The sequence below is a fragment of the Desulfoscipio sp. XC116 genome, assembly GCF_039851975.1.
GTDB lineage: Bacteria > Bacillota > Desulfotomaculia > Desulfotomaculales > Desulfallaceae > Sporotomaculum.
This window is the reverse complement of the sequence record NZ_CP156660.1, coordinates 2,266,206-2,285,713: the sequence shown is the minus strand read 5'-3', so window position 1 is coordinate 2,285,713 and position 19,508 is coordinate 2,266,206. Positions and strand designations below refer to the sequence as shown.

Annotated in this window: 15 protein-coding genes and 1 pseudogene; 10 read left to right on the top strand and 6 right to left on the bottom strand. The window is 46.5% G+C overall.

Annotated features, from left to right (window positions below):
* Positions 1–80: 80 nt before the first annotated feature.
* Positions 81–307, top strand: a pseudogene (locus tag ABDB91_RS10945) (IS256 family transposase); the annotation flags it as partial.
* 252 nt (positions 308–559) lie between these two features.
* On the opposite strand, the gene ABDB91_RS10940 reads toward ABDB91_RS10945, so the two are convergent.
* The 3 genes from ABDB91_RS10940 to ABDB91_RS10930 form a co-directional block, all read right to left on the bottom strand.
* Complete coding sequence (locus ABDB91_RS10940; RefSeq protein WP_347487739.1) at positions 560–1,942, bottom strand: biopolymer transporter Tol; 1,383 nt, start codon at positions 1,940–1,942, stop codon at positions 560–562.
* 61 nt (positions 1,943–2,003) lie between these two features.
* The gene (locus tag ABDB91_RS10935; protein ID WP_347487737.1) at positions 2,004–3,440 is read right to left on the bottom strand and encodes a HAMP domain-containing sensor histidine kinase; all 1,437 of its coding nucleotides are present in this window, start codon (positions 3,438–3,440) and stop codon (positions 2,004–2,006) included.
* Entirely contained in the window at positions 3,424–4,131 is a 708-nt protein-coding gene (locus tag ABDB91_RS10930) for a response regulator transcription factor (protein WP_347487736.1), read from the bottom strand. The genes ABDB91_RS10935 and ABDB91_RS10930 overlap by 17 nt, the downstream gene beginning before the upstream one ends.
* 440 nt (positions 4,132–4,571) lie before the next feature.
* On the opposite strand from ABDB91_RS10930, the gene ABDB91_RS10925 reads away from it, so the two are divergent.
* The 5 genes from ABDB91_RS10925 to ABDB91_RS10905 all read left to right on the top strand — a co-directional run bounded on the left by ABDB91_RS10925 (position 4,572) and on the right by ABDB91_RS10905 (position 9,882).
* Entirely contained in the window at positions 4,572–4,859 is a 288-nt protein-coding gene (locus tag ABDB91_RS10925; RefSeq protein WP_347487734.1) for a type II toxin-antitoxin system prevent-host-death family antitoxin, read from the top strand.
* Entirely contained in the window at positions 4,840–5,154 is a 315-nt protein-coding gene (locus ABDB91_RS10920; protein ID WP_347487733.1) for a type II toxin-antitoxin system RelE/ParE family toxin, read from the top strand. Before ABDB91_RS10925 ends, ABDB91_RS10920 begins: the two co-directional genes overlap by 20 nt.
* A 193-nt stretch (positions 5,155–5,347) precedes the next feature.
* Positions 5,348–7,081 (top strand): sigma 54-interacting transcriptional regulator, encoded by a 1,734-nt coding sequence (locus tag ABDB91_RS10915; protein ID WP_347487731.1) that lies wholly within the window; start codon positions 5,348–5,350, stop codon positions 7,079–7,081.
* A 253-nt stretch (positions 7,082–7,334) separates the two neighbouring features.
* Complete coding sequence (locus ABDB91_RS10910; protein WP_347487730.1) at positions 7,335–8,702, top strand: acetyl-CoA hydrolase/transferase C-terminal domain-containing protein; 1,368 nt, start codon at positions 7,335–7,337, stop codon at positions 8,700–8,702.
* Positions 8,703–8,742: 40 nt separating this feature from the next.
* Positions 8,743–9,882 carry an acyl-CoA dehydrogenase gene (locus ABDB91_RS10905; protein ID WP_347487729.1) on the top strand — a complete coding sequence of 380 codons (1,140 nt, stop codon included), beginning with the start codon at positions 8,743–8,745 and terminating at the stop codon, positions 9,880–9,882.
* A gap of 139 nt (positions 9,883–10,021) precedes the next feature.
* On the opposite strand, the gene ABDB91_RS10900 is transcribed toward ABDB91_RS10905, so the two are convergent.
* On the bottom strand, positions 10,022–10,444 hold the full coding sequence (locus tag ABDB91_RS10900) for a YaaR family protein (protein ID WP_347487728.1): 423 nt from the start codon (positions 10,442–10,444) through the stop codon (positions 10,022–10,024).
* Between the two features lie 236 nt (positions 10,445–10,680).
* A complete protein-coding gene (locus ABDB91_RS10895) occupies positions 10,681–12,288 on the bottom strand; it encodes a peptide chain release factor 3 (protein WP_347487726.1) in 1,608 nt (535 codons plus the stop codon).
* A 301-nt stretch (positions 12,289–12,589) separates the two neighbouring features.
* Here ABDB91_RS10895 and ABDB91_RS10890 point away from each other — a divergent pair, with 301 nt between their 5' ends.
* The 4 genes from ABDB91_RS10890 (at position 12,590) to ABDB91_RS10875 (ending at position 18,003) form a co-directional block, all read left to right on the top strand.
* A complete protein-coding gene (locus ABDB91_RS10890) occupies positions 12,590–13,744 on the top strand; it encodes a metallophosphoesterase (protein WP_347487725.1) in 1,155 nt (384 codons plus the stop codon).
* Positions 13,745–13,897: 153 nt separating this feature from the next.
* A complete protein-coding gene (locus ABDB91_RS10885; RefSeq protein WP_347487723.1) occupies positions 13,898–14,194 on the top strand; it encodes a zinc-ribbon domain containing protein in 297 nt (98 codons plus the stop codon).
* Positions 14,195–14,367: 173 nt separating this feature from the next.
* The gene (locus ABDB91_RS10880; RefSeq protein ID WP_347487722.1) at positions 14,368–16,386 is read left to right on the top strand and encodes an FAD-dependent oxidoreductase; all 2,019 of its coding nucleotides are present in this window, start codon (positions 14,368–14,370) and stop codon (positions 16,384–16,386) included.
* Between the two features lie 150 nt (positions 16,387–16,536).
* Entirely contained in the window at positions 16,537–18,003 is a 1,467-nt protein-coding gene (locus tag ABDB91_RS10875) for a potassium/proton antiporter (RefSeq protein WP_347487721.1), read from the top strand.
* Between the two features lie 74 nt (positions 18,004–18,077).
* On the opposite strand, the gene ABDB91_RS10870 is transcribed toward ABDB91_RS10875, so the two are convergent.
* Positions 18,078–19,190 (bottom strand): MFS transporter, encoded by a 1,113-nt coding sequence (locus ABDB91_RS10870; protein ID WP_347487720.1) that lies wholly within the window; start codon positions 19,188–19,190, stop codon positions 18,078–18,080.
* Positions 19,191–19,508 lie beyond the last annotated feature (318 nt).

The following is a 19,508-nucleotide window of genomic DNA, read 5'->3' as shown; positions in this document are numbered from 1 at the left end:
TGATTGCCTAGCTAGCCCTTAAAAGGGTCACACCCGATGATATTAAGATAGTGATCATTTTTTAATATTGCTGTTGCAACAAAATGATTTATACTACCACTATCATTAAGGGTTATCACAGGCAACTACTGAAAAGGTAACCAAAACTAAACTGCCTATCCAACAGACGATGCACTGAAAAAAATATTTAACTGGCCACTGTTGAGACAGCCAAAAAGTAGACTATGCCAGTTAAATATTAGAAAAATTGCATCTCCCATTTACCATATACTTTGGTGATAAGATAGAATCAGAGACGGCCATGTAAAAAACAAGTAATTGAGTTTTACGCTTTTGTTCTCCTCCGGGATAGATGCCAGGGATAGCGGAGGGGCAGGCAAACTAGGTCACCCCTTCGCTATCCCCGGCAGAACCCCGTTAGGCGCTCAGTTTGCTCTCTCGTAGAGCTTTGTCCTCCTAGCGAGAGCCATCGATTTCCGTTGGTTCTGCTGTCGGTTGAATAGTGACCGGCAACACAGTGCTAAGGCTAATTTTTTATGTAGATCTCCCTTGTTAGATATTAACCTTTAAACCAGGAAAAAGTATCCTGGTATGATGTAAAGCCATAAAAACCGAACTGATCTTTTTGCTCAGAGACCGGCTCAAATATTTTTTCGGGGTTTCCGCCCTCTATATTGATACTCCAAAGAGCGTTATCCTTGATAAATAAAATATGGCGTCCATCTTTGGACCAGGCAGGTTGATAGATACCCTGTCCCGCTGTTGGCAGGGCACGGGCATTAGAGCCGTCGGCATTGGCTATATAAAGGGTCCGCGAATTTACCCAAGCATCAAGATCATCCGTTTTATCAAAGCCCCAAACATCTCTGCCCAGATTTTTGGCGGCAACATAGGCTATATTTTTACCGTCGGGTGAGAAGTCAGGATCAATGGCAACACAACCGTCGGGGCTTGCTATATGTTGCAGCCGACCGGTCCGCGGATCGACTACAGCAATGCTTTTGTTAGCCCAGACAATACGATCGCTGCCTTCCACTGTCAGAAGTTGTCCCTGAGGTGAAAAGGACTGCCATTCTTTATTGGGTAAACCTGTTGTAAGGGGGCTGGACTTTGACTCGGCCAGTTGGAGGCTCCATAGCTCCAGGCCATCGGTTGCGGCGGAAGCCCCACGACTGGGATTCACCCAATAAAGAAGTCCCTTACCGTCCGGCTGCCAACCGGCCAGTGTTATACCCGCTCCGGAAGTTTGCAAGTGTTTAACCGGTTGTCCACCCTTAATATCCACAGTTAAAAGTACATCATCAGCGGCATGGTACACCTTATAAGGAAGTGTATCATTATAGGCTAAAGCCTTACCATCGGGCGACCAGCTGAAAGTCGGATAACCGCCCTGTTTAGCAATAAGCCGGTGGGGCTTGCCCTCCGTCGGCACCAACCATAAACCATCTTCCGTGCTCACGGCCAGTAGGTTAGAAGCGGGGGACCAGTCAAATTTCCCTGTCATAACTGTTCCGGGTAATCCTTGCACCTGGTGGGCCCGGGTACCGTCCTTGCGAACCAGCCACAGTGGTCCGGTCATAGCGCTTTTATCGGTTATAAGTTTAAAAGCCAACCATTCGCCGTCATGAGACCAAGTGGGCTCCAGAGCACTGCCGAATTCCGTAAGTTGTTTTACCTTTGAGGTACTGCCGTCAAGGACATAGAGCAAACCTTTTGATATAAAGGCAAGCTTGCCCTGCCCCTTGAAGGCGGCGCTATTTACTTCAGGTTGTTCCCTTAAAGTGGGGGTTTGTTCGGTGTCTTGGGATTGTGCCTGGGCCGTTGCTTCCAGTTGATTGAAATAGGGCAGGTGTATAGGTTGGTTTAGCCAAAGCACCGCGGTAATGAGTCCGCCTATTACTATTCCTTGCATGGCGGGGCGGACAAAACGATTAATTTTCATCTTGCATCAACCTCCTTACCTCAGTTATAACACTATGATTTTACAATCCTGTTACGAGATGTTACAAAGTTGTTACAGAATCGGAATCTAGTATCTCTGAGGGCAGCACCGGGATAAGCATGCTAACAATAAGTCCCTGATCAGGGGGCGAGGCAAATTCCAATCGGCCTTTATGTAGAGTTAGTATTTCCTTGGCAATGGACAGACCAAGGCCCGTGCCGCCGGAACTTCTCTCTCTGGCGGTGGCTGGGCGGTAAAACCTTGTTCCCAGTTGAGCTAACACATCGGGTGACACTCCTGGTCCCGAATCTTTAATAATGATGTAAGCCAAGTCTTGTTCTACCCCTGTTCTTAAGTGAATAAGACCGCCGGCCGGAGTGTAGTAAACAGCATTGCTAAGGACATTTACCAGAGCCCGATGTAACCAGTCGGGGTCACCTGCAATTAAGATTTCCTTTGAGGTTTCAATGCATAATTTAATTTGCCGTTCCGCCGCCAGAGGTTTTATTACCCAAATAGCTTCCTCTATCAGGCCGGCAACCATAACTGGTACTTTCGTTATTTGCAACTCCGGGTTATCTAGTCTCGCCAGAAGCAGCAGACTGCAAACTAAACGGCTAAGCCGTTTAGTTTGCCGGACAAAAGCAGCAAGTTCCTTTGGTCTAGGTGCGGAACTCTGATTCATTCCTTCGGCCAGAGCCTGTAGAGAGGCCAGAGGAGTGCGCAATTCATGTGCGGCATCAGCTATAAAGGCACGTCTTTGCTCGTCCAAGCCGGCAATCCGGGCGGCCATGTTATTAAAGGCCGCTGCTAAAGCTATAGTCTCTAGGCTTCCGGTTACGGGTACCGATTGATTTAATTCTCCTGCCTTAACCCGTTCTATGGCCTGGGTAAGGTCTTCCAGTGGTCTCGACATAGAGTTGGCCAGAAGCAATCCTAAAGCCGCCAGTAAAATTGAAAATAATCCGCCAAGCAGCCAAAGCCGCTGTTGTAACTGGGTATACTCCTGTCGTAGTGTTGAAAGATCTTGTATAAGTAATAGGCGGCCCAATGGTTTGTCAGTGATGCTTAAAGGTGCTGTTGTGTAGGCTGCCCACGTTTTCCCCGTATCAAAAATTTGAGCGTTGGCAGTTTTAGCATTCTTTAGTTGAGGCGGTAGAGTGAGAGATCGGCCACTTAAACTGGTGTCACCATAGCTATCCACCCTAACCCGATCGTCCGGCCCCAGCCATAAAATCCGCCCGCCGGCAGATAACCCAAGCTGTCTAGCTGTTTGGGCGGGGTCTAATGAAGATATCAGAGAGTCGGAAAATGCTGCTTCAATTCCTGCTATTGAGGAAATAGCTTTCTCTTTTTGTGAAGCCATTGATTTATTAATAGAAGTCCGCACCGCCATGCCCGTCAGAAGAGCGGTAACGACTATGGATATAATAGCGTAGCTAAGGGCCAAACGCCAGCGCAGGCTATTTAGATTAAATTTCCTACTTGGCCAAAACATAGCCTACACCAAACCTTGTCAAAATGATCGTTGGATTAGCCGGGTCTGCCTCTATTTTCCGGCGCAATCTCCTCACATGCACATCTACTGTTCGCAAATCACCTGGAAAATCGTAGCCCCAGACAATTTCCAGCAGACTGCTGCGTGAAAAAACCTGCCCGGGGTGACGAGCTAACTGGGTAATTAAATCAAACTCTGTGGGAGTTAGGTTAATTTGCCGGCTGTCTACAACAACGGTTTGCTCGTTAAGATTAATGCGAACCCTTCCATTGCCCACTAATATGGAAGGGCCCCGGTATTGTCTGTTGGTGCGACGCAGTATTGATCTGATGCGTGCCACCAACTCCCGTCCATTAAAGGGCTTTGTCACATAGTCATCGGCGCCGAATTCCAGTCCTAAAATTTTGTCAAGGCTATCGTCCCGGGCAGTCAGCATAATGATTGGTACATCAGAGGTTTTTCGCAATTCCCGACAAACCTCCAAGCCATCCATAACAGGAAGCATGAGATCCAAGATAACAAGATCGGGTATTTCCGACCTGAAAATAGACAGGGCTTCTCCGCCGTCCCTGGCGGTGACTACTCTAAAATTGGCAGCAGTTAAGATACTATTCAGACCGCTAAGCAGATCCGGTTCATCGTCTACTATAAGTATCAGGTGTTTTGTGCTTCCTTGTTTAAAATATTGCATTAATATTATTGACTCCTTATAGCAGCTAGAAATCCTATATCTTTAACTATATCAAACTTCAGGCTACTGTAACTATACCTTTGAAAACAATTATTTTATGCAATTTTTATCTATAGATAGTCAATAGATAATTATCGGGCGGTTATATATTGTAGTTGTTTCAAGGTTCATTGTCCAGTTTGCACTGCACATCAACAGATCCTGGGGTAAAACTATTGGGTCGGACCTGGTCATATGGTTTTAATACCCCTGATGATCATGATCTATATTAAATCGGTAAAGTCCGGTTTTTGCTTTTTGGAGGGGTATATTGCCATTAACAACAAACAAGATAACCGGTTTCACTTTGGAAATTCCGGATGGTTACTTGGCTGCAGCCGAGTTTCGTAGTATAATAGAAATATAATATGGTCAGAATTTTGCTATAAGGGGTTGGTGTTATGCAGATTAAACCATCCGCAAGCATCCGGCAGAACTATAATGAGATAGCAGCCTTATGCAAATCCACCGGAGAACCGGTGTATCTTACTAAAAACGGTGAGGGCGATCTCGTGGTCATGGATATAGAGGCGTTTACCCGTCGTGAAAAAATGCTGAAGCTGCGGGAAGAGCTGCTGGCCGTTGAGGAAGACCGTTTGGCTGGTCGTGTCGGAACAACATTGGAAGAACTGGACGGCTATCTGGAAAGCATCATTAACGAGGTGGAGCATGAAAAAGCTTCAATATAAGGTGACCGTTTCCGACCGTGCCCGTCAGATGCTGGCGGGCCATGTCCGTTTTTTGCTGCAGAAAAGTCCTTCCGCCGCCCGCAAAGTGAAAAACAATCTGATGAACGCCATGTGTTCCCTACATCAAATGCCGGAGCGTTATCCATTTTTCGAGGCTGAATTTATCCCGCCCAATAAATATCATAAAATGTTCGTGGAAAACTGGTATTTGATTTTGTATCAGATTAAAGATCAAATAGTGTACGTTGATTATATTGTGTATTGCAGGCAAGATTACGGATGGTTGATAAGGTAGATACTAAAGCCGGGACGGATATGCCATGCACGACTACGTTAAAAAAATCTGCACCGGTAAAGTCCGGTTTTTGCTTTTTGGAGGGGTATATTGCCATTAACAACAAACGATAACCGCTTATTATAAGGTCCTTATTTGTTAATGAGGTGTTATAATGGTTTAAACTCGACAAAAAGTTATGCGTATTTGGAGGATGGTTATCATTAAAACCGGCAGAAAAATAGGTCTTAGAGATATCTTGAATTCCGCCAGCAATGCAGTTATAGCCGTTGAGCCATCAGGTAAAATTTTTTATTGCAATTGCCAGGTGGAAAAATTCCTCGGACAGCCTGCGGAGCAAATACTGGGCAGGCATGTTAAAGAGTTTTTTCCCACTACCGGGCTGTTGGATGTTTTAGCAGATGGAAAACCTCAGACCGGTCGCAGGATGTCCTTAAAAAAAGGCACTTATTTAACTAACCGCAATCCCATTATAGTGGATGGGGAAATTGTTGGCGCGGTGGCGATTTTTCAGGATGTTACGGATATACAGAATATTGTTAATGAGTTAACTGCCAGAAATGAGAACATTAAAGAGCTGCAGGAAACATTAAGTAATATCCTTGAGCTTTCCAGTGATGGTATTGTAGCGGTAAACAGGGACTATATCATTACCATGACCAACCAGGCATTTGCCAGTTTCTTTAATAAAAAGGTGGAAGAGATTATCGGCAGGCATGTTAAAGAGGTTTACGGCAACCCATTATTCCCTAGGGCAATGGAGACCGGCGAGGCCGAATATGGATATGTAGCCAATTTAAACGGCCAAACTATTATTGCCAACCGGGTTCCGATAAAGAAAAACGGCAGGATAGTGGGCGCTCTGGGAACCGTGGTTTTTAAAAAGATTTCCGATCTATATGCACTGTCGGAGAAAATACAAAGCTTGCGCAGTCAGCTTGATTTTTACAAGGACGAGCTGAACCGGGTTCAGCGGGATAAATTTACCTTTGATCAAATTATCGGTGAGAATCAAGCCTTTGTGGCTCTAAAGGAAACCGCCAGGAAAGTGGTCAACAGCCAATCTACCCTGCTCATACGGGGAGAAAGCGGCACAGGCAAAGAACTTTTTGCTCATGCCATGTACACGGAGAGCAGGCGCAACCGGGGCCCCTTTATCAAGGTAAATTGTGCCGCAGTGCCGGAAAGCCTTTTGGAATCCGAACTTTTTGGCTACCGGGAAGGGGCTTTTACCGGCGCCAAAAAAGGCGGGCAGATTGGTAAATTTGAGCTTGCCCATAGGGGGGTTATATTTCTTGATGAAATAGGGGATATGTCAATTAAAATGCAGTCCAAGCTGCTGCGGGTGCTGCAGGAAAAGGAAATAGAAAGACTTGGCGATACTAAGCCACGCCATGTAGATGTGAGAATTATTGCCGCCACAAATCGCAACTTGGAGGAAATGATCGCCAATAATGAATTCAGGGAGGATTTATATTACCGGATAAACGTAGTAACTTTAAACATACCGCCTTTGCGTAAAAGGATGGACGACCTGGAGTTGCTGCTGCAATATTTTATAGAAAAATATAATAGACAGTTTGGGTGCAGGGTGGAAGGCATTGATCCCGAAGTTACGTCCATACTGCGCAATTATCGCTGGCCCGGCAATATCAGGGAGTTGGAGAATGTTGTGGAAAGGGCTTTCAACGTGCTGGATGATAACAAGATAAAAAAAGAGCACCTTCCCATGTACCTGCAAAATATAGAAAAAAGGAGCAGGCTTAATCAGGGCAGCCTGCCGCAATTAATTGAAGAAATTGAGAGAGAAGCCATACTTGAGGCCCTGACCAACAGCGGCGGTAATAAAATACAGGCGGCATTAAGCCTTGGAATTTCCAGAGCCGGTCTTTATAAAAAGATGAAGCGTTACAAAATTAATGGATAGCTAATATTATTTGCTTACTTAGTTTACAATATCCACGAAGTAGACACGAACGGTATTTTTCAAAGGTTGCTCCCTTTTGGGGGCAGCCTTTGAATTTTTAATGTCTACGGCGTGATCACTTAAAGATGTACAGTATAAATAAAGTATGGATAAACCGGGGGTAGTTTACTAAAAAAAGAGCATGGTATGACTTTTGCTTATTTTGCCTTTAGTTTAATTAATCATAATTGATTGACAAAGGGGGAAGTCAAACATGCCATTAGAATTAACCAGGGAATTGATCGGTAGTGATACGGGGCAAAGATTATATATTTATCCCAGTGGCCGCAAAACAGTGTGGGATTTATATAAAAATAAACTGGTTACCGCGGAGCAAGCGGTACAACTGATCAAATCCGGAGATAATATTGTACTCTCCCTGGGCTGTGGGGAACCGGTGTCTCTGGTAGATGCTATGGCGGGCCGGAAGGGTGAAGTTGAAAACGTTAAAGTTCACCAGATGCTGCCGTTAAGAAAAGCGGCTTATTTGGAGCCGGACATGGCTGATAGCTTTCGGCATGTATCATGGTTTACAAGCGAGCCAAGCCGCCGGGCCGTTAATGAAGGACTGGCTGACTTTATGCCCGGTAATTTTCATGATTATCCGGAGCTTTTCAGAAATTATATCCAGGTGGATGTGTTTATGGGAACGGTTTCACCCATGGATCAGCGAGGATATTTTAGCCTGGGGCTTTCTGTGGATTATACTTCAACCGCGGCGGCACAGGCCCGAATAATGATTCTTGAGGTTAACCCCAATATGCCCCGGACTCGTGGAGACAGTCTTATTCATATCTCAGAGGTGGACTATGTTATAGAAAGCAAGGTTGCTGTTCCGGAAATTCCCATACCGCCCATTACAGAAACAGATCAGATAATTGGATCGTACATTGCAGAAATGGTTGAGAATGGCTCCACTATTCAACTGGGCATCGGGGGCATGCCGAATGCCGTGGCCATGGCGCTGAGCAATAAAAGGAATCTGGGTATTCATACCGAAATGATTACAGATGGGATGGTTGACCTGGTTGAGCGTGGCACGGTGACAGGCAGGAAAAAAACGCTGCATCCGGGTAAGATAATTGGCAGCTTTGCGGCCGGCACCAGGCGGCTTTACGATTTTTTAAATGATAATCCTATGGTTGAGCTGTATCCGGTATCTTATGTAAATGATCCATACGTAATCGGCCAAAACTGCAAAATGGTTTCTATTAATGCTACTCTTGAGGTAGATTTACTGGGTCAGTGCGCTTCAGAAACCATAGGCCCAAAGCAGTATAGCGCCACCGGCGGACAGGCGGACTTTGCCCGGGGCTGTCTTTGCTCTCCCGGCGGTAAAGGTTTTATCGCTCTAAATTCCACAGCCAAACAGGGGACAATTTCTAAGATAGTGCCGGTTTTGAAGCAAGGGGCGGTGGTAAGTTGCTCTAAAAATGATGTTGATCATATTGTTACCGAATACGGCGTAGCTAAACTTCGTGGTAAAACAGCCAGGGAAAGGGCGTTGGCGATGATATCCATTGCTCACCCGGATTTCCGCTCGGAATTACGTTCAGCAGCGCGTCAAATGCGGTTGATATAGTTGTAAAAATATGTATCACAAAAGCAAAGGAGGAATTGAAGTGATTTTTAAATTAAATGAAGAACAGGAATTAATGCGTAAAACGGTACGGGACTTTGCTGAAAATGAGATAGCCCCCAAGGCTGCTGAAATGGATGAGAAGGAAGAATACGACTACGCCTTATGGAGGAATATGGCGGAGATGGGGCTTTCGGGCATACCGTATCCCGAAGAGTATGAAGGTGCCGGAATGGATAACCTGAGCTATGCCATTGCGGTAGAAGAACTAAGCCGCGTCTGCGCGTCCAGCGGGGTGCTTGTTTCAGCCCATACCTCCCTTTGCGCCTGGCCTATTTACGCTTTTGGTACTGAGGAGCAAAAGGAAAAATTCTTAAAACCTCTGGCAAGCGGTGAAAGTATAGGTGCTATGGGCCTAACCGAACCAGCCGCCGGGTCCGACGCGGGTGCCACTAAGACAACTGCTGTTACGGACGGTGATGAATATATTTTAAACGGCAGCAAAATATTTATCACCAATGGTTATGTCGCCGATATCTATGTAATTATAGCCGCCACTGATAAATCAAAAAAACACAAGGGACTGTCGGCCTTTATTGTTGAAAAAGGAACGCCCGGCTTTTCTTTCGGTAAAAAGGAACATAAAATGGGTATTCGGGGTTCGGCTACCTATGAGCTGGTGTTTGAGAACTGCCGTATTCCCAAAGCCAATTTACTTGGTCAAGAGGGGGCGGGCTTTAAAATAATTATGATGACCTTGGACGGCGGACGTATAGGCATAGCGGCCCAGGCCCTTGGTATTGCACAGGGAGCTTATGAGGAGGCAATAAAATACAGCAAGATACGGGAACAGTTTAATAAACCTATTTCCGCTAACCAAGGTATACAATGGATGCTTGCGGATATGGCAACCGGTATTGAAGCTGCGCGCTTGCTGATTTACCGGGCTGCATATTTAAAAGACAGCAAATTGCCTTATAGCAAGGAAGCAGCCATGGCCAAGCTGTTTGCCTCGGAAACCGCCATGGCTGTTACCACCAAGGCAGTTCAAATATTTGGCGGTTACGGTTATACAAGGGAGTACCCGGTGGAGCGCATGATGCGGGATGCTAAAATAACCGAGATTTATGAAGGAACCAGCGAAGTGCAGCGGATGGTAATAGCAGCCAATATTTTAAGGTAATATCCAGCGGTCAAAATTAGGGTAATAAGGATTTTCCAAGGGATATTATTTAATACTATTATCGATGCCCGTGTAAATAAACACGGGCATGCATTTTTAACCGGAAAATAACTGTTGAATACTATTTATATTGCTTTTTTTAAGTGTGAAAATCTATTAATAACCCGGTTATTTCATCTATCTTACCGGCTATGACAATATTTTGCTTCTGTTCGTTCAATATTTCCTGAGTTAGTTCCTCAAGTTTCTGATTAATTATTTCCACCCTCGAAAGCAGACCCTGATATCCACGGGAGTGCGATATAGAATAGCAGTAGTTCAATACATGATTTAGATAATCGGCGATGTGCTGCTTATAAATTCTTACATCCACAATACTGCGGGTATTTTTTAATTTATTACCAGATGCTTTTATCTTTTTAATCATTTTATTAATTTCCTGGTGCTGCTGATCTCTTTTGGCCATGTCCAAGGAGTCTTGAAATTCCTTACTTTTATTTACTTTTACGACACTGGTTCTAAACCCTTTGCTTATGTTCTTATCTAATACGGAAATTTTCAATGGTTATCCCTTCTATGCATTTCTTTTCTTAATAAAACCGCCAATAGCTATTAATATTAATGAAAAGGCAGCGATAACAGGCAATAATGGACTATTAGCGGTTAATACCCCAAAAGCCAGAGCCACGCCTCCCAGAAAGAATAGAAAGACTCCCAGGCATAGAATTAAATCCCCGAATTTATACACGTCCCGTCACTTCCCGGCATTTAGTCTGCTTGCATGGTTTTTTTTAACTGTTACCCTAATTCCTCCAGAATCAGGCCGGGGTTTTTCTCCAGGCAAAAGGCTATCTCCCAGTCGGAGGAGAACAAGGCCACCAGTCGTCCTTCGCGGTCGTAAGCCAGCCTGCTTCGGCTGGGCCAGACAATGCCGGTTTGCTTTTCCGGGCTGCATAAAGCCCAGCGGGCACATGTGAAAGGCAACCTTTCCGTGGTGGTTTCTACTCTGTATTCCGAGTCCAGCCGTGCCACTACCACGTCGAATTGCAATTCGCCAACCGCTGCCAGTACCGGTTCTTTACGCAAACTGTCCGTAAAGAAAAGCACTTGGATAGCGCCTTCTTCTTCCAGTTGCTCAATACCCTTGTTGAATTGCTTATATTTTGCTATTTGCTGGTTGTGCAGAATGCAAAAATGTTCAGGTGTAAAACGGGGTATGTCGTCAAATTTAATAAGCTTTCCCGAACATAAAGTATCACCGATATTAAAAAGACCCGGGTTGGCTAATCCCACCACATCGCCGGGAAACGCTTCCTCCACTATTTCCCGCTCTCTTGCAAAGAACCGGTAAGCTCTGGTCATGCGTACTTTCCGCTGCAGGCGTGAATGATACAGTTGCATATCTTTTTCAAAGCGGCCGGAGCACACTCTTAGAAAGGCCACCCGGTCCCGATGCTGCGGGTCCATATTGGCCTGAATTTTAAAAATCTGTCCGGTGAATTCCCGGTTAGTCGGCTCTATTATGCCTTGGCTGCTCATGCGTGGCCCGGGTGCCGGAGCTAAATCAAGGAGTGCCTGTAAAAAAGGCTCCAAACCGAAGTTATTGATGGCGCTGCCGAAAAATACCGGGGTGATTTCACCGGCCAGGAAATCCTTCAGGCTGAAGGATGCCCCTGCCGCGGCCAGAAGCTCAATTTCTTCTACCAGCTGTCTATACTCATCAAGGCCCAGTAATTCTGCCAGCAGGGGATCGTAGAGGTCATGCACCTGCACGGGGGCCCGCTGCTGTCCGTGATCAGTTCGCCCAAACAGCAGTACTTGTTGTTTTAAAATATCGTATACTCCTTTGAAGGTCGGCCCGTTGCCGATGGGCCAATTCATGGGCACAGGGCCGATGCCCAATTCTTGTTCTATTTGATCTAACAGGCTTAATGGGTCACGTCCCGGTCGATCCAGCTTATTAATAAAAGTGAGAATAGGAGTGTGCCGCAGTCGGCAAACCTGGAATAATTTTTTAGTCTGAGGTTCTATCCCTTTGGCGCTATCCAGTACCATTACTGCGCTGTCGGTAACCATTAATGTTCTGTAGGTGTCCTCGCTAAAGTCCTGGTGACCGGGGGTGTCCAGAAGATTGATCCGGTATCCCCGGCAGTCGAATTGCAGCGCGGCAGTGGTGATGGATATGCCCCTCTGCTGTTCCAGCTCCATCCAGTCGGCGGTGGCATGCTGCTGGTTCTTACGGGCCCGTACGGCACCTGCCAGGTCAACGGCGCCTGCGTAAAGCAATAGCTTTTCTGTCAGAGTGGTTTTACCGGCGTCGGGGTGGGAGATAATGGCGAAAGTGCGTCGCCGGGCAATCTCATATTCCAGTTCATTAATGTTTGTCTTTGCTGTTTGCTGGTTCATTAAGTTCCTCCGGATTATATTCAAAAACCCAATCTCATTATGGAAGTTTAAACTATCCCAATACTATCCTATAGTATAGCATAATGGGGAAGTAACGTGAAAGGCTGTTCTTTCTGCTTGATGAGCTGCCGGCCTTTGTTTGCCCGCGGGCCGGAAAGCAATCAATAATCTTTTCCAACCGGTATTTCAGGGAAAGGTTTGGTGTTTAACCAAAATAATTTAAATAGTATATAATTAATGTGCTGCACCCCTTGATTCAGTCGGACGCTACCTACTAAAGATGAAGGAACGGGATACCGTTATGATTCGAATTTTGGTCTTTGCAATAATTATTTTACTATACGGGCTGCTTAATTTTTGGATAGGCTTACGTATGTGGCAGTTGGCCGGAAAGTATATAGCCCATGTTCCCGCCTGTTTGTATTGGCTGGTGTTCTGGTTTATCGTTTTATCCTTTATATTAGGTCGTTTATGTAAAAAGTTTATGGCTCCGGAAATATCTCGGTTTCTAATTGTATTAGGTTCTTATTGGATGGCGGTCATGGTTTATTTGGCTATAGTTATTGGGTTATTGGAATTAGTGCGTTTTATAGATAAATACTTTGCGTTTTTGCCTCCGGGGGGATTCGACCAATCTCCCTCCGCACTTATGATCGGTTTGGGTGTAGTGATGATTGTTTTGGTTATTGTGGGCTACGGCTGGCGGAATGCCGGGAATCCGCAGGTAATCCATTATGACATAAGCATTCCCAAACAGGCCGGCACTGTTAAACAATTACACATAGTGGCAGTCTCCGATTTGCATCTGGGAAACATTGTGCACAATGGGCGATTAAGCGGTTTAGTCGATACAATTATTGATTTAAACCCGGATATGATACTTTTGCCCGGCGATATAGTGGATGAAGATCCGCTGTTATTTATCCAACAAAGTATGGGTCATACCCTTCGCAAACTGGCGCCCCGCCATGGTATTTATGCTGTGCCGGGAAACCATGAGTATATAGGCGGGCATGGGGCGGAAATAATTACCGGCCTGGAAAAGGCGGGGGTTAAGGTTTTGCGGGATGAAGCTGTCAAGGTGGCGGATAGTTTTTATGTAGTGGGAAGAGATGATTTGTATAGCGGATATTATAGAGGTCGTCAGCGAAGTGATTTAAAAACAATTGTACAAGGTATTGATAATGCACAGCCGGTTATTGTAATTGATCATCAGCCTGTAAACTTAAATGAACCGGAGGACCTGGGGGTGGATTTGCAGATTTCGGGACACACGCACCATGGCCAGCTCTTTCCCTTTAATATTGTCACAGCTCGTATGTTCGAAGTTGATTGGGGGTATTTGCGCAAGGGAAATTTACAGGTTATTGTTACCAGCGGATTTGGCACATGGGGACCGCCTGTCAGAGTGGGCAGCCGGTCCGAAATTATAGATATACTAATAACTTTTGGTTAAATATGTTGCAAATTTTTGAAACTCAAGTTATAATGCATGTAGCTCGATAAAATGCTTGGAATTACGGTGTAGCTTTCTCTATTGTTGCTGGCTGGGGAAGAATAAACCTGTAAATCCCCGGCACGGGCAATCAAATGGAGGAGGTTTTTTTTCATGTTTGAAGACAAGACTTTAACTTGTAAGGACTGTGGTGCTGAATTTGTTTTTACTGCTTCCGAGCAGCAGTTTTATGCCGACAAGGGCTTTGCCAATGAACCCGGCCGTTGCCCCGAGTGCCGCGCTGCCCGTAAAGCTGCCAACCGGGGCGGTAATAGTTATGGCCGTGAAAGACGCCAAATGTATGATGCGGTTTGTTCGGCCTGTGGTAAAGAAACTCAGGTGCCTTTCCAGCCTCGCGGTGACAAGCCCGTATACTGCCGTGATTGCTACAGATCCCGCAATAACTGGTAAAATAAAAGACCGCTTGAAGACCAGGGCATTTGTTGCCCTGGTTTTTTGCGTGTGCGCCAGAGTGCGGCAATTAAGAACCGTTCCCATTTGTCCGGTTTCTTTTGCAAAATCATGTTTAAATATTCCTCCAACTTATAATACTACCATCAAATACATTTGAGGAGGAATACACGTTGAGGTTTCCCAATCTCTTTAAGGAAGGCCAAATCGGCCATATGCGCATTCGCAACCGTACAGTAATGCCTCCCATGGGCACCAACCTGGCCAATGAAAACGGCGCTGTCACACCGGCCATGATACATTATTACCGGGCGAGGGCCAAGGGCGGCGTGGGATTAATCATTACCGAAATAAACTGCGTGGATTCACCCCAGGGCAATGCCATTGCCAATGAGCTGTGTATATCCGACGACTCGTACATAGCCGGGCATAACGAACTGGTGGAGGCGGTTAAGGAGCACGGTGCCAAGATAATAACCCAGCTGCATCATGCCGGGCGCCAGACCACCCCCGAAACCACCTATGGTTTGCAGCCGGTGGCGCCTTCCGCCATACCGGACCCATACTTGCAGGTAGTGCCCAGGGAACTGACCATTGAGGAAATACAGGACCTGGCGGAAATGTTCATCAGGGCGGCCGCCCGTGCGCGCAATGCCGGTTACGACGGTGTGGAACTGCACGGTGCACATGGCTATCTGATCGGCCAGTTCATGTCCCCCTTCAGTAACCGGCGCTCCGACCTCTACGGTGGTGATTTGAACGGTCGGATGCGCTTTCCGCTGGAAATAGCACGGGGTATCAAGAATAAACTGGGCGGTAACTTTCCCGTGCTGTTTCGCATGAGCGCCGATGAATTCGTGGAAGGCGGTGTTCACCTTGACGAGGCTAAACAAATAGCCCGCCTGCTGCAGGATGCGGGAGTGGATGCCTTGGATATCTCCTCCGGTGTTTATGCTTCTATGAATACCATATTGGAGCCCATGAGTTATACCGAGGGCTGGCGGGTTTATTTGGCGGAAAATATCAAAAGGGAAGTACACATACCTGTGATTGCCGTGGGGGTCATTCGTACTCCCGAGGTGGCGGAAGGAGTTATTGCCGATGGGCGGGCTGATTTTGTGGCCCTGGGGCGCACCCTCATAGCCGACCCCGAATGGCCCTCTAAAGCGCTGGAAGGGCGGACCGAAGATATCAGGAAGTGCATTACCTGTAATATCTGGTGCATTGGCGAACGGGTGTTTAAGAACCTGCATGTGCGCTGTACGGTAAACCCGGTGGCCGGTCGGGAGCTTGAATATCCGCAGATTACCTCTACCCTTTCCCCCATGCATTTTGCGGTGGCGGGCGGGGGGCCTGCCGGGATGGAGGCGGCCCGGGTTCTGGCTGCTGCGGGACACCGGGTATCGCTGTTTGAAAAACAATCCGAGCTGGGCGGCCAGGTGTTAATAGCCTGTGTGCCGCCGGGTAAAGATAAAATAAGGTGGTCCATCGACTACCTGCAAACGCAGATTCACAAACTGGGTGTGGAAATTCACTTAAACACCGAGGTTGGCGCCGACATGCTGCAGGGTATGAATGTGGATGCCGTCATAGTGGCCACGGGGGCCGCTCCGCTGGTGCCGGATATTCCCGGTGTCCACTATCCCACTGTTACCACGGCTTGGGATTTGCTGTCCGGCAAATATGAAGTAGGCAGCCGGGTGGTTGTGGTAGGCGGCGGCAGTGTAGGCTGCGAGACGGGACTTTATCTGAAACACCGCGGGGTAGACGTAACTGTGGCGGAAATGGAGGATGAGCTGGCCGTGGACACGGAGCCCATCAACCGGCAGTCGCTTTTGGATGAGCTGCGTAAAACCGGCGTGCGTGCCGTTACCGGTTTAAATATACGGGAAATCAAAGCCGACGGTGTGGTAGCCGTGGACCGCGCCTGGCGGGAACACTGGCTTCCCTGTACCCACGTGGTGCTCTCTGTGGGGGCACGGCCGATAAACCACCTGGGGGAAGAATTAAGACAACGGGGCATGCGGGTGTTTGTTATCGGTGACGCCAAGCAGCCGCGCAAGTTGAATCACGCTATTAGTGACGGCTTTTTGACGGCGCACAGCCTAACCCGGGCGGAGACGCTTGCCTATCCGTACCAGCCGTTCCCTGTGCGGCAACCTTATCGGGAGCAGGAGCAAATGCTGCAGTAAATTGTAAAAGAACGTCTTGCGGGGTTCCGTAAGGCGTTCTTTTGTTGTATGTCGGGTTATGGCTATCGTTTTACCGGGATATGGACGTATGCTGGAAGCGGAAGGCCTTTTGTGATATAATTAATAAATAGAATGAAAGAGAGGTGAGTTTTGAGTATTGTAACGGACAAAATAATATTTCTATTTGCTGTTTTGCTTATTGTGGGTATTATTACAACCAGATTTTCTGCGCGCTTGGGTGTTCCCTCGCTTATTTTATATGTAGCCGTGGGCATGTTCCTGAATAATTTTATTTATTTTGATAATGCCTCCTTAGCTCAATTAGGCGCAATGATGGCGCTAATTGTGATTTTGTTTGAGGGCGGTATGCAGACACGATGGGAACAGGTGCGCCCGGTTCTTCTGCCTTCCATTTCTTTGGCTACCGTTGGTGTTCTGTTTACTTCACTGTCCATTGCGGTTTTTGCTAAATATATCCTGGATATTACCTGGCTGGAGGGGCTATTGTTTGGTGCCATTGTGGGTTCAACCGATGCCGCCGCGGTCTTTGCGGTTCTCGGGGATAAAAATATTAAACCAAGGTTAAAAACAACCTTGGAAGCTGAATCCGGTTCCAATGATCCCATGGCTGTGTTTTTGACTATTTCCTTCATTCAGTTGATCCAAATGCCTGATATGAACGTTTTAGGGGTTGTTTGGGGTTTCTTCTGGCAAATGGGCCTTGGGGTAGTCACAGGTATTTTAATGGGTAAACTGGCAGTATGGAGTATCAATAAAATTAATTTTGATACTTCCGGTTTATACCCTATTTTAGCGTTGGGTTTTGCTATCTTTACCTATGGTTCCGCCGCGTTGCTGCACGGGAGCGGCATTCTTGCCGTATATGTGGCTGGTCTATGGGTGGGAAATGCCGATATAACCTTTCGCCAACCAATTTTACGTTTTCATGAAGGATTTGCCTGGATGTCTCAGATTCTCCTGTTTACTTTGCTGGGGCTGTTGGTTTTCCCCCGTGAACTTTTGCAGGTAACCTGGCAGGGAATTATTATTTCAGCTTTGTTAATTTTCGTGGCCAGGCCGATTGCGGTGTATATTAGTACGCTTAAGATGGGTTACTCTCTGAAAGATAAAATATTTGTATCCTGGTCGGGGTTAAGGGGCGCTGTCCCCATTGTTCTGGCAACCTACCCCCTGGTTGCCGGCTTGGAAAACAGCGGCTTAATCTTTAATGTGGTATTTTTTGTCGTGCTCACCTCGGCTCTTATCCAGGGCTCAACTATTCCCCATTTAGCCAACTTGTTAGGGCTTTCAGCGGGTGAAAAGGTAACCCCCACCCACACTCTTGAACTTGTTTCCATGGGCAAGACCAATACGGAAATAATGGAAATTCTAATCAAGGAAGAGTCAAATGCCTTAGATCGGGAAGTGCAGGATCTGGACTTGCCGAATGACGTTTTGATTGCCGCGATAATACGCAATGACAGGGTTGTTACACCATATGGGGGTACAAAGATACTTTTAGGTGATATTTTGTACGTCATGGTTTCTAAAGCTAAACGCGAGAGTGTTAAAAAGGTTTTTATCCCCAGAAAGAGATCGTCAAAAAGAGGAGCATAAAAATAACCGGAGCTTTTGCTGCCGACTTGGATAAAGCATGAGATATATTACAACCGGCTTGATAAATATTTGGTTCACTGGTGAACTGCCTGTTGTTTCTGCACCTTGGGGACGGCTATTACAAGTCCGGCTGCCCCCAGAGCGGCTGCAAATATCATCACTCCGTTATACCCCCATCCATGAGCTATAACACCGCCCAGAAAAGGTCCGACGGCATTGCAAAGGTTAAGCGTGGCCTGAAAAATACCACTGGCGGTTCCTTTATCCTCACCGGTTTTCAGTACCAGCAGCAGGGCGCCGACATAGAGACAGGCCCAGGTGACTCCCAGCAGTATTTGAATGATAATTAGAAGCCAAAGCTGATGCACCAATGCGTAAGAGATAAAAACAACAATGGACAGTATCTGTCCAAAGGCGAAAATGGAATGGGGATTGAAACGTTCCAAATGGCGCATAACGATAAACTGTACAGCAAAATTAATTCCCCACAATATACCCACCCAAAAGCGATCCAATCCCAGGGAAATAAAATAAAGGGGCAGGATAATCCACACCGCCGCGGCTCCCAGATGGCGCAAAAAAACAGCCAGGTAAACAGGCCAGCCATGCTTGAAAACACTTTTAAGGCTGGGCGTTTGTGCCCGGGAGGCTTTTGGCTTTTTTACGGTTTCTTGGGGAAACCGCAAAGAAATGAAAAAAGCAATCGCGCAGCAAAGAGAGCTGACTGCGAAAAGATAGTTAATATTATTAAAATAAGCGGCCAGTAAAGCGCCTGCTATCCAACCAAGCGAGCCATAGGAACTATAACGCCCCATATTAGCCCCGGACTCAAAAGCGTAGGCGACCAGGGCAGCGGTGCTTACCCCCAGGGCCAGGCCCACTCCGGCCCGGGCCAGGCCAAGCGTGAGTATCTGACCGGCCAATAATTGGGAGGCAAAGGCTATGGCGCAGAGCAGCAGTCCTATGCGGACGAAGCCCAGTCTGCCCAACCGGTCGGATTGGCGGCCGAAATAGAGGGAGGACAGCAGGTATGAGCCGCCGTAGCAGGCTCCGATTAATCCTACCTGAAAATCCGAAGCGCCCATTTGGGCACCCAGTAAGGGAATATAAATAAGCGATCCCTGAATGGCAAAGTTCATAAAAAAATTTACCGAACTAACCAGCTGCACAGAATTTGTTTGCTGCATTTCCGTTTACCTCACTTTTATAACCAGCCTTAATATTATATTGCACATCGGTGGCATTTTAAAGAAGGTTATTCTATCTTATGCGGCAAGTTTTTAAATTTTTAATTTGAGTTTTTCGCGGTCTTGGGGCTGCAGGGGCAAGTAAATAGGACAAAAAACGGCATCTGCTATTATTATCGCAGTATTTACTGCCCAAATAGATAACCATTTTACAAAAAAGGTAAAAGCAAAAAGATGACGAAATATTAGTTAATAAATGATTGAAAACAGTAGCGACTAAAAACCTGTTGATAATGGCATATGCTTAGCTTTAAAATA

What these genes read in the sequence shown, in the direction of transcription:
- ABDB91_RS10935 (WP_347487737.1), bottom strand. Translation starts at nt 3,440, where the DNA reads ATGTTTTGGCCAAGTAGGAAATTTAATCTAAATAGCCTGCGCTGGCGT.
- ABDB91_RS10910 (WP_347487730.1), top strand. Translation starts at nt 7,335, where the DNA reads ATGCCATTAGAATTAACCAGGGAATTGATCGGTAGTGATACGGGGCAA.
- ABDB91_RS10930 (WP_347487736.1), bottom strand. Translation starts at nt 4,131, where the DNA reads ATGCAATATTTTAAACAAGGAAGCACAAAACACCTGATACTTATAGTA.
- ABDB91_RS10885 (WP_347487723.1), top strand. Translation starts at nt 13,898, where the DNA reads ATGTTTGAAGACAAGACTTTAACTTGTAAGGACTGTGGTGCTGAATTT.
- ABDB91_RS10920 (WP_347487733.1), top strand. Translation starts at nt 4,840, where the DNA reads ATGAAAAAGCTTCAATATAAGGTGACCGTTTCCGACCGTGCCCGTCAG.
- ABDB91_RS10870 (WP_347487720.1), bottom strand. Translation starts at nt 19,190, where the DNA reads ATGCAGCAAACAAATTCTGTGCAGCTGGTTAGTTCGGTAAATTTTTTT.
- ABDB91_RS10940 (WP_347487739.1), bottom strand. Translation starts at nt 1,942, where the DNA reads ATGAAAATTAATCGTTTTGTCCGCCCCGCCATGCAAGGAATAGTAATA.
- ABDB91_RS10890 (WP_347487725.1), top strand. Translation starts at nt 12,590, where the DNA reads ATGATTCGAATTTTGGTCTTTGCAATAATTATTTTACTATACGGGCTG.
- ABDB91_RS10915 (WP_347487731.1), top strand. Translation starts at nt 5,348, where the DNA reads ATGGTTATCATTAAAACCGGCAGAAAAATAGGTCTTAGAGATATCTTG.
- ABDB91_RS10895 (WP_347487726.1), bottom strand. Translation starts at nt 12,288, where the DNA reads ATGAACCAGCAAACAGCAAAGACAAACATTAATGAACTGGAATATGAG.
- ABDB91_RS10925 (WP_347487734.1), top strand. Translation starts at nt 4,572, where the DNA reads ATGCAGATTAAACCATCCGCAAGCATCCGGCAGAACTATAATGAGATA.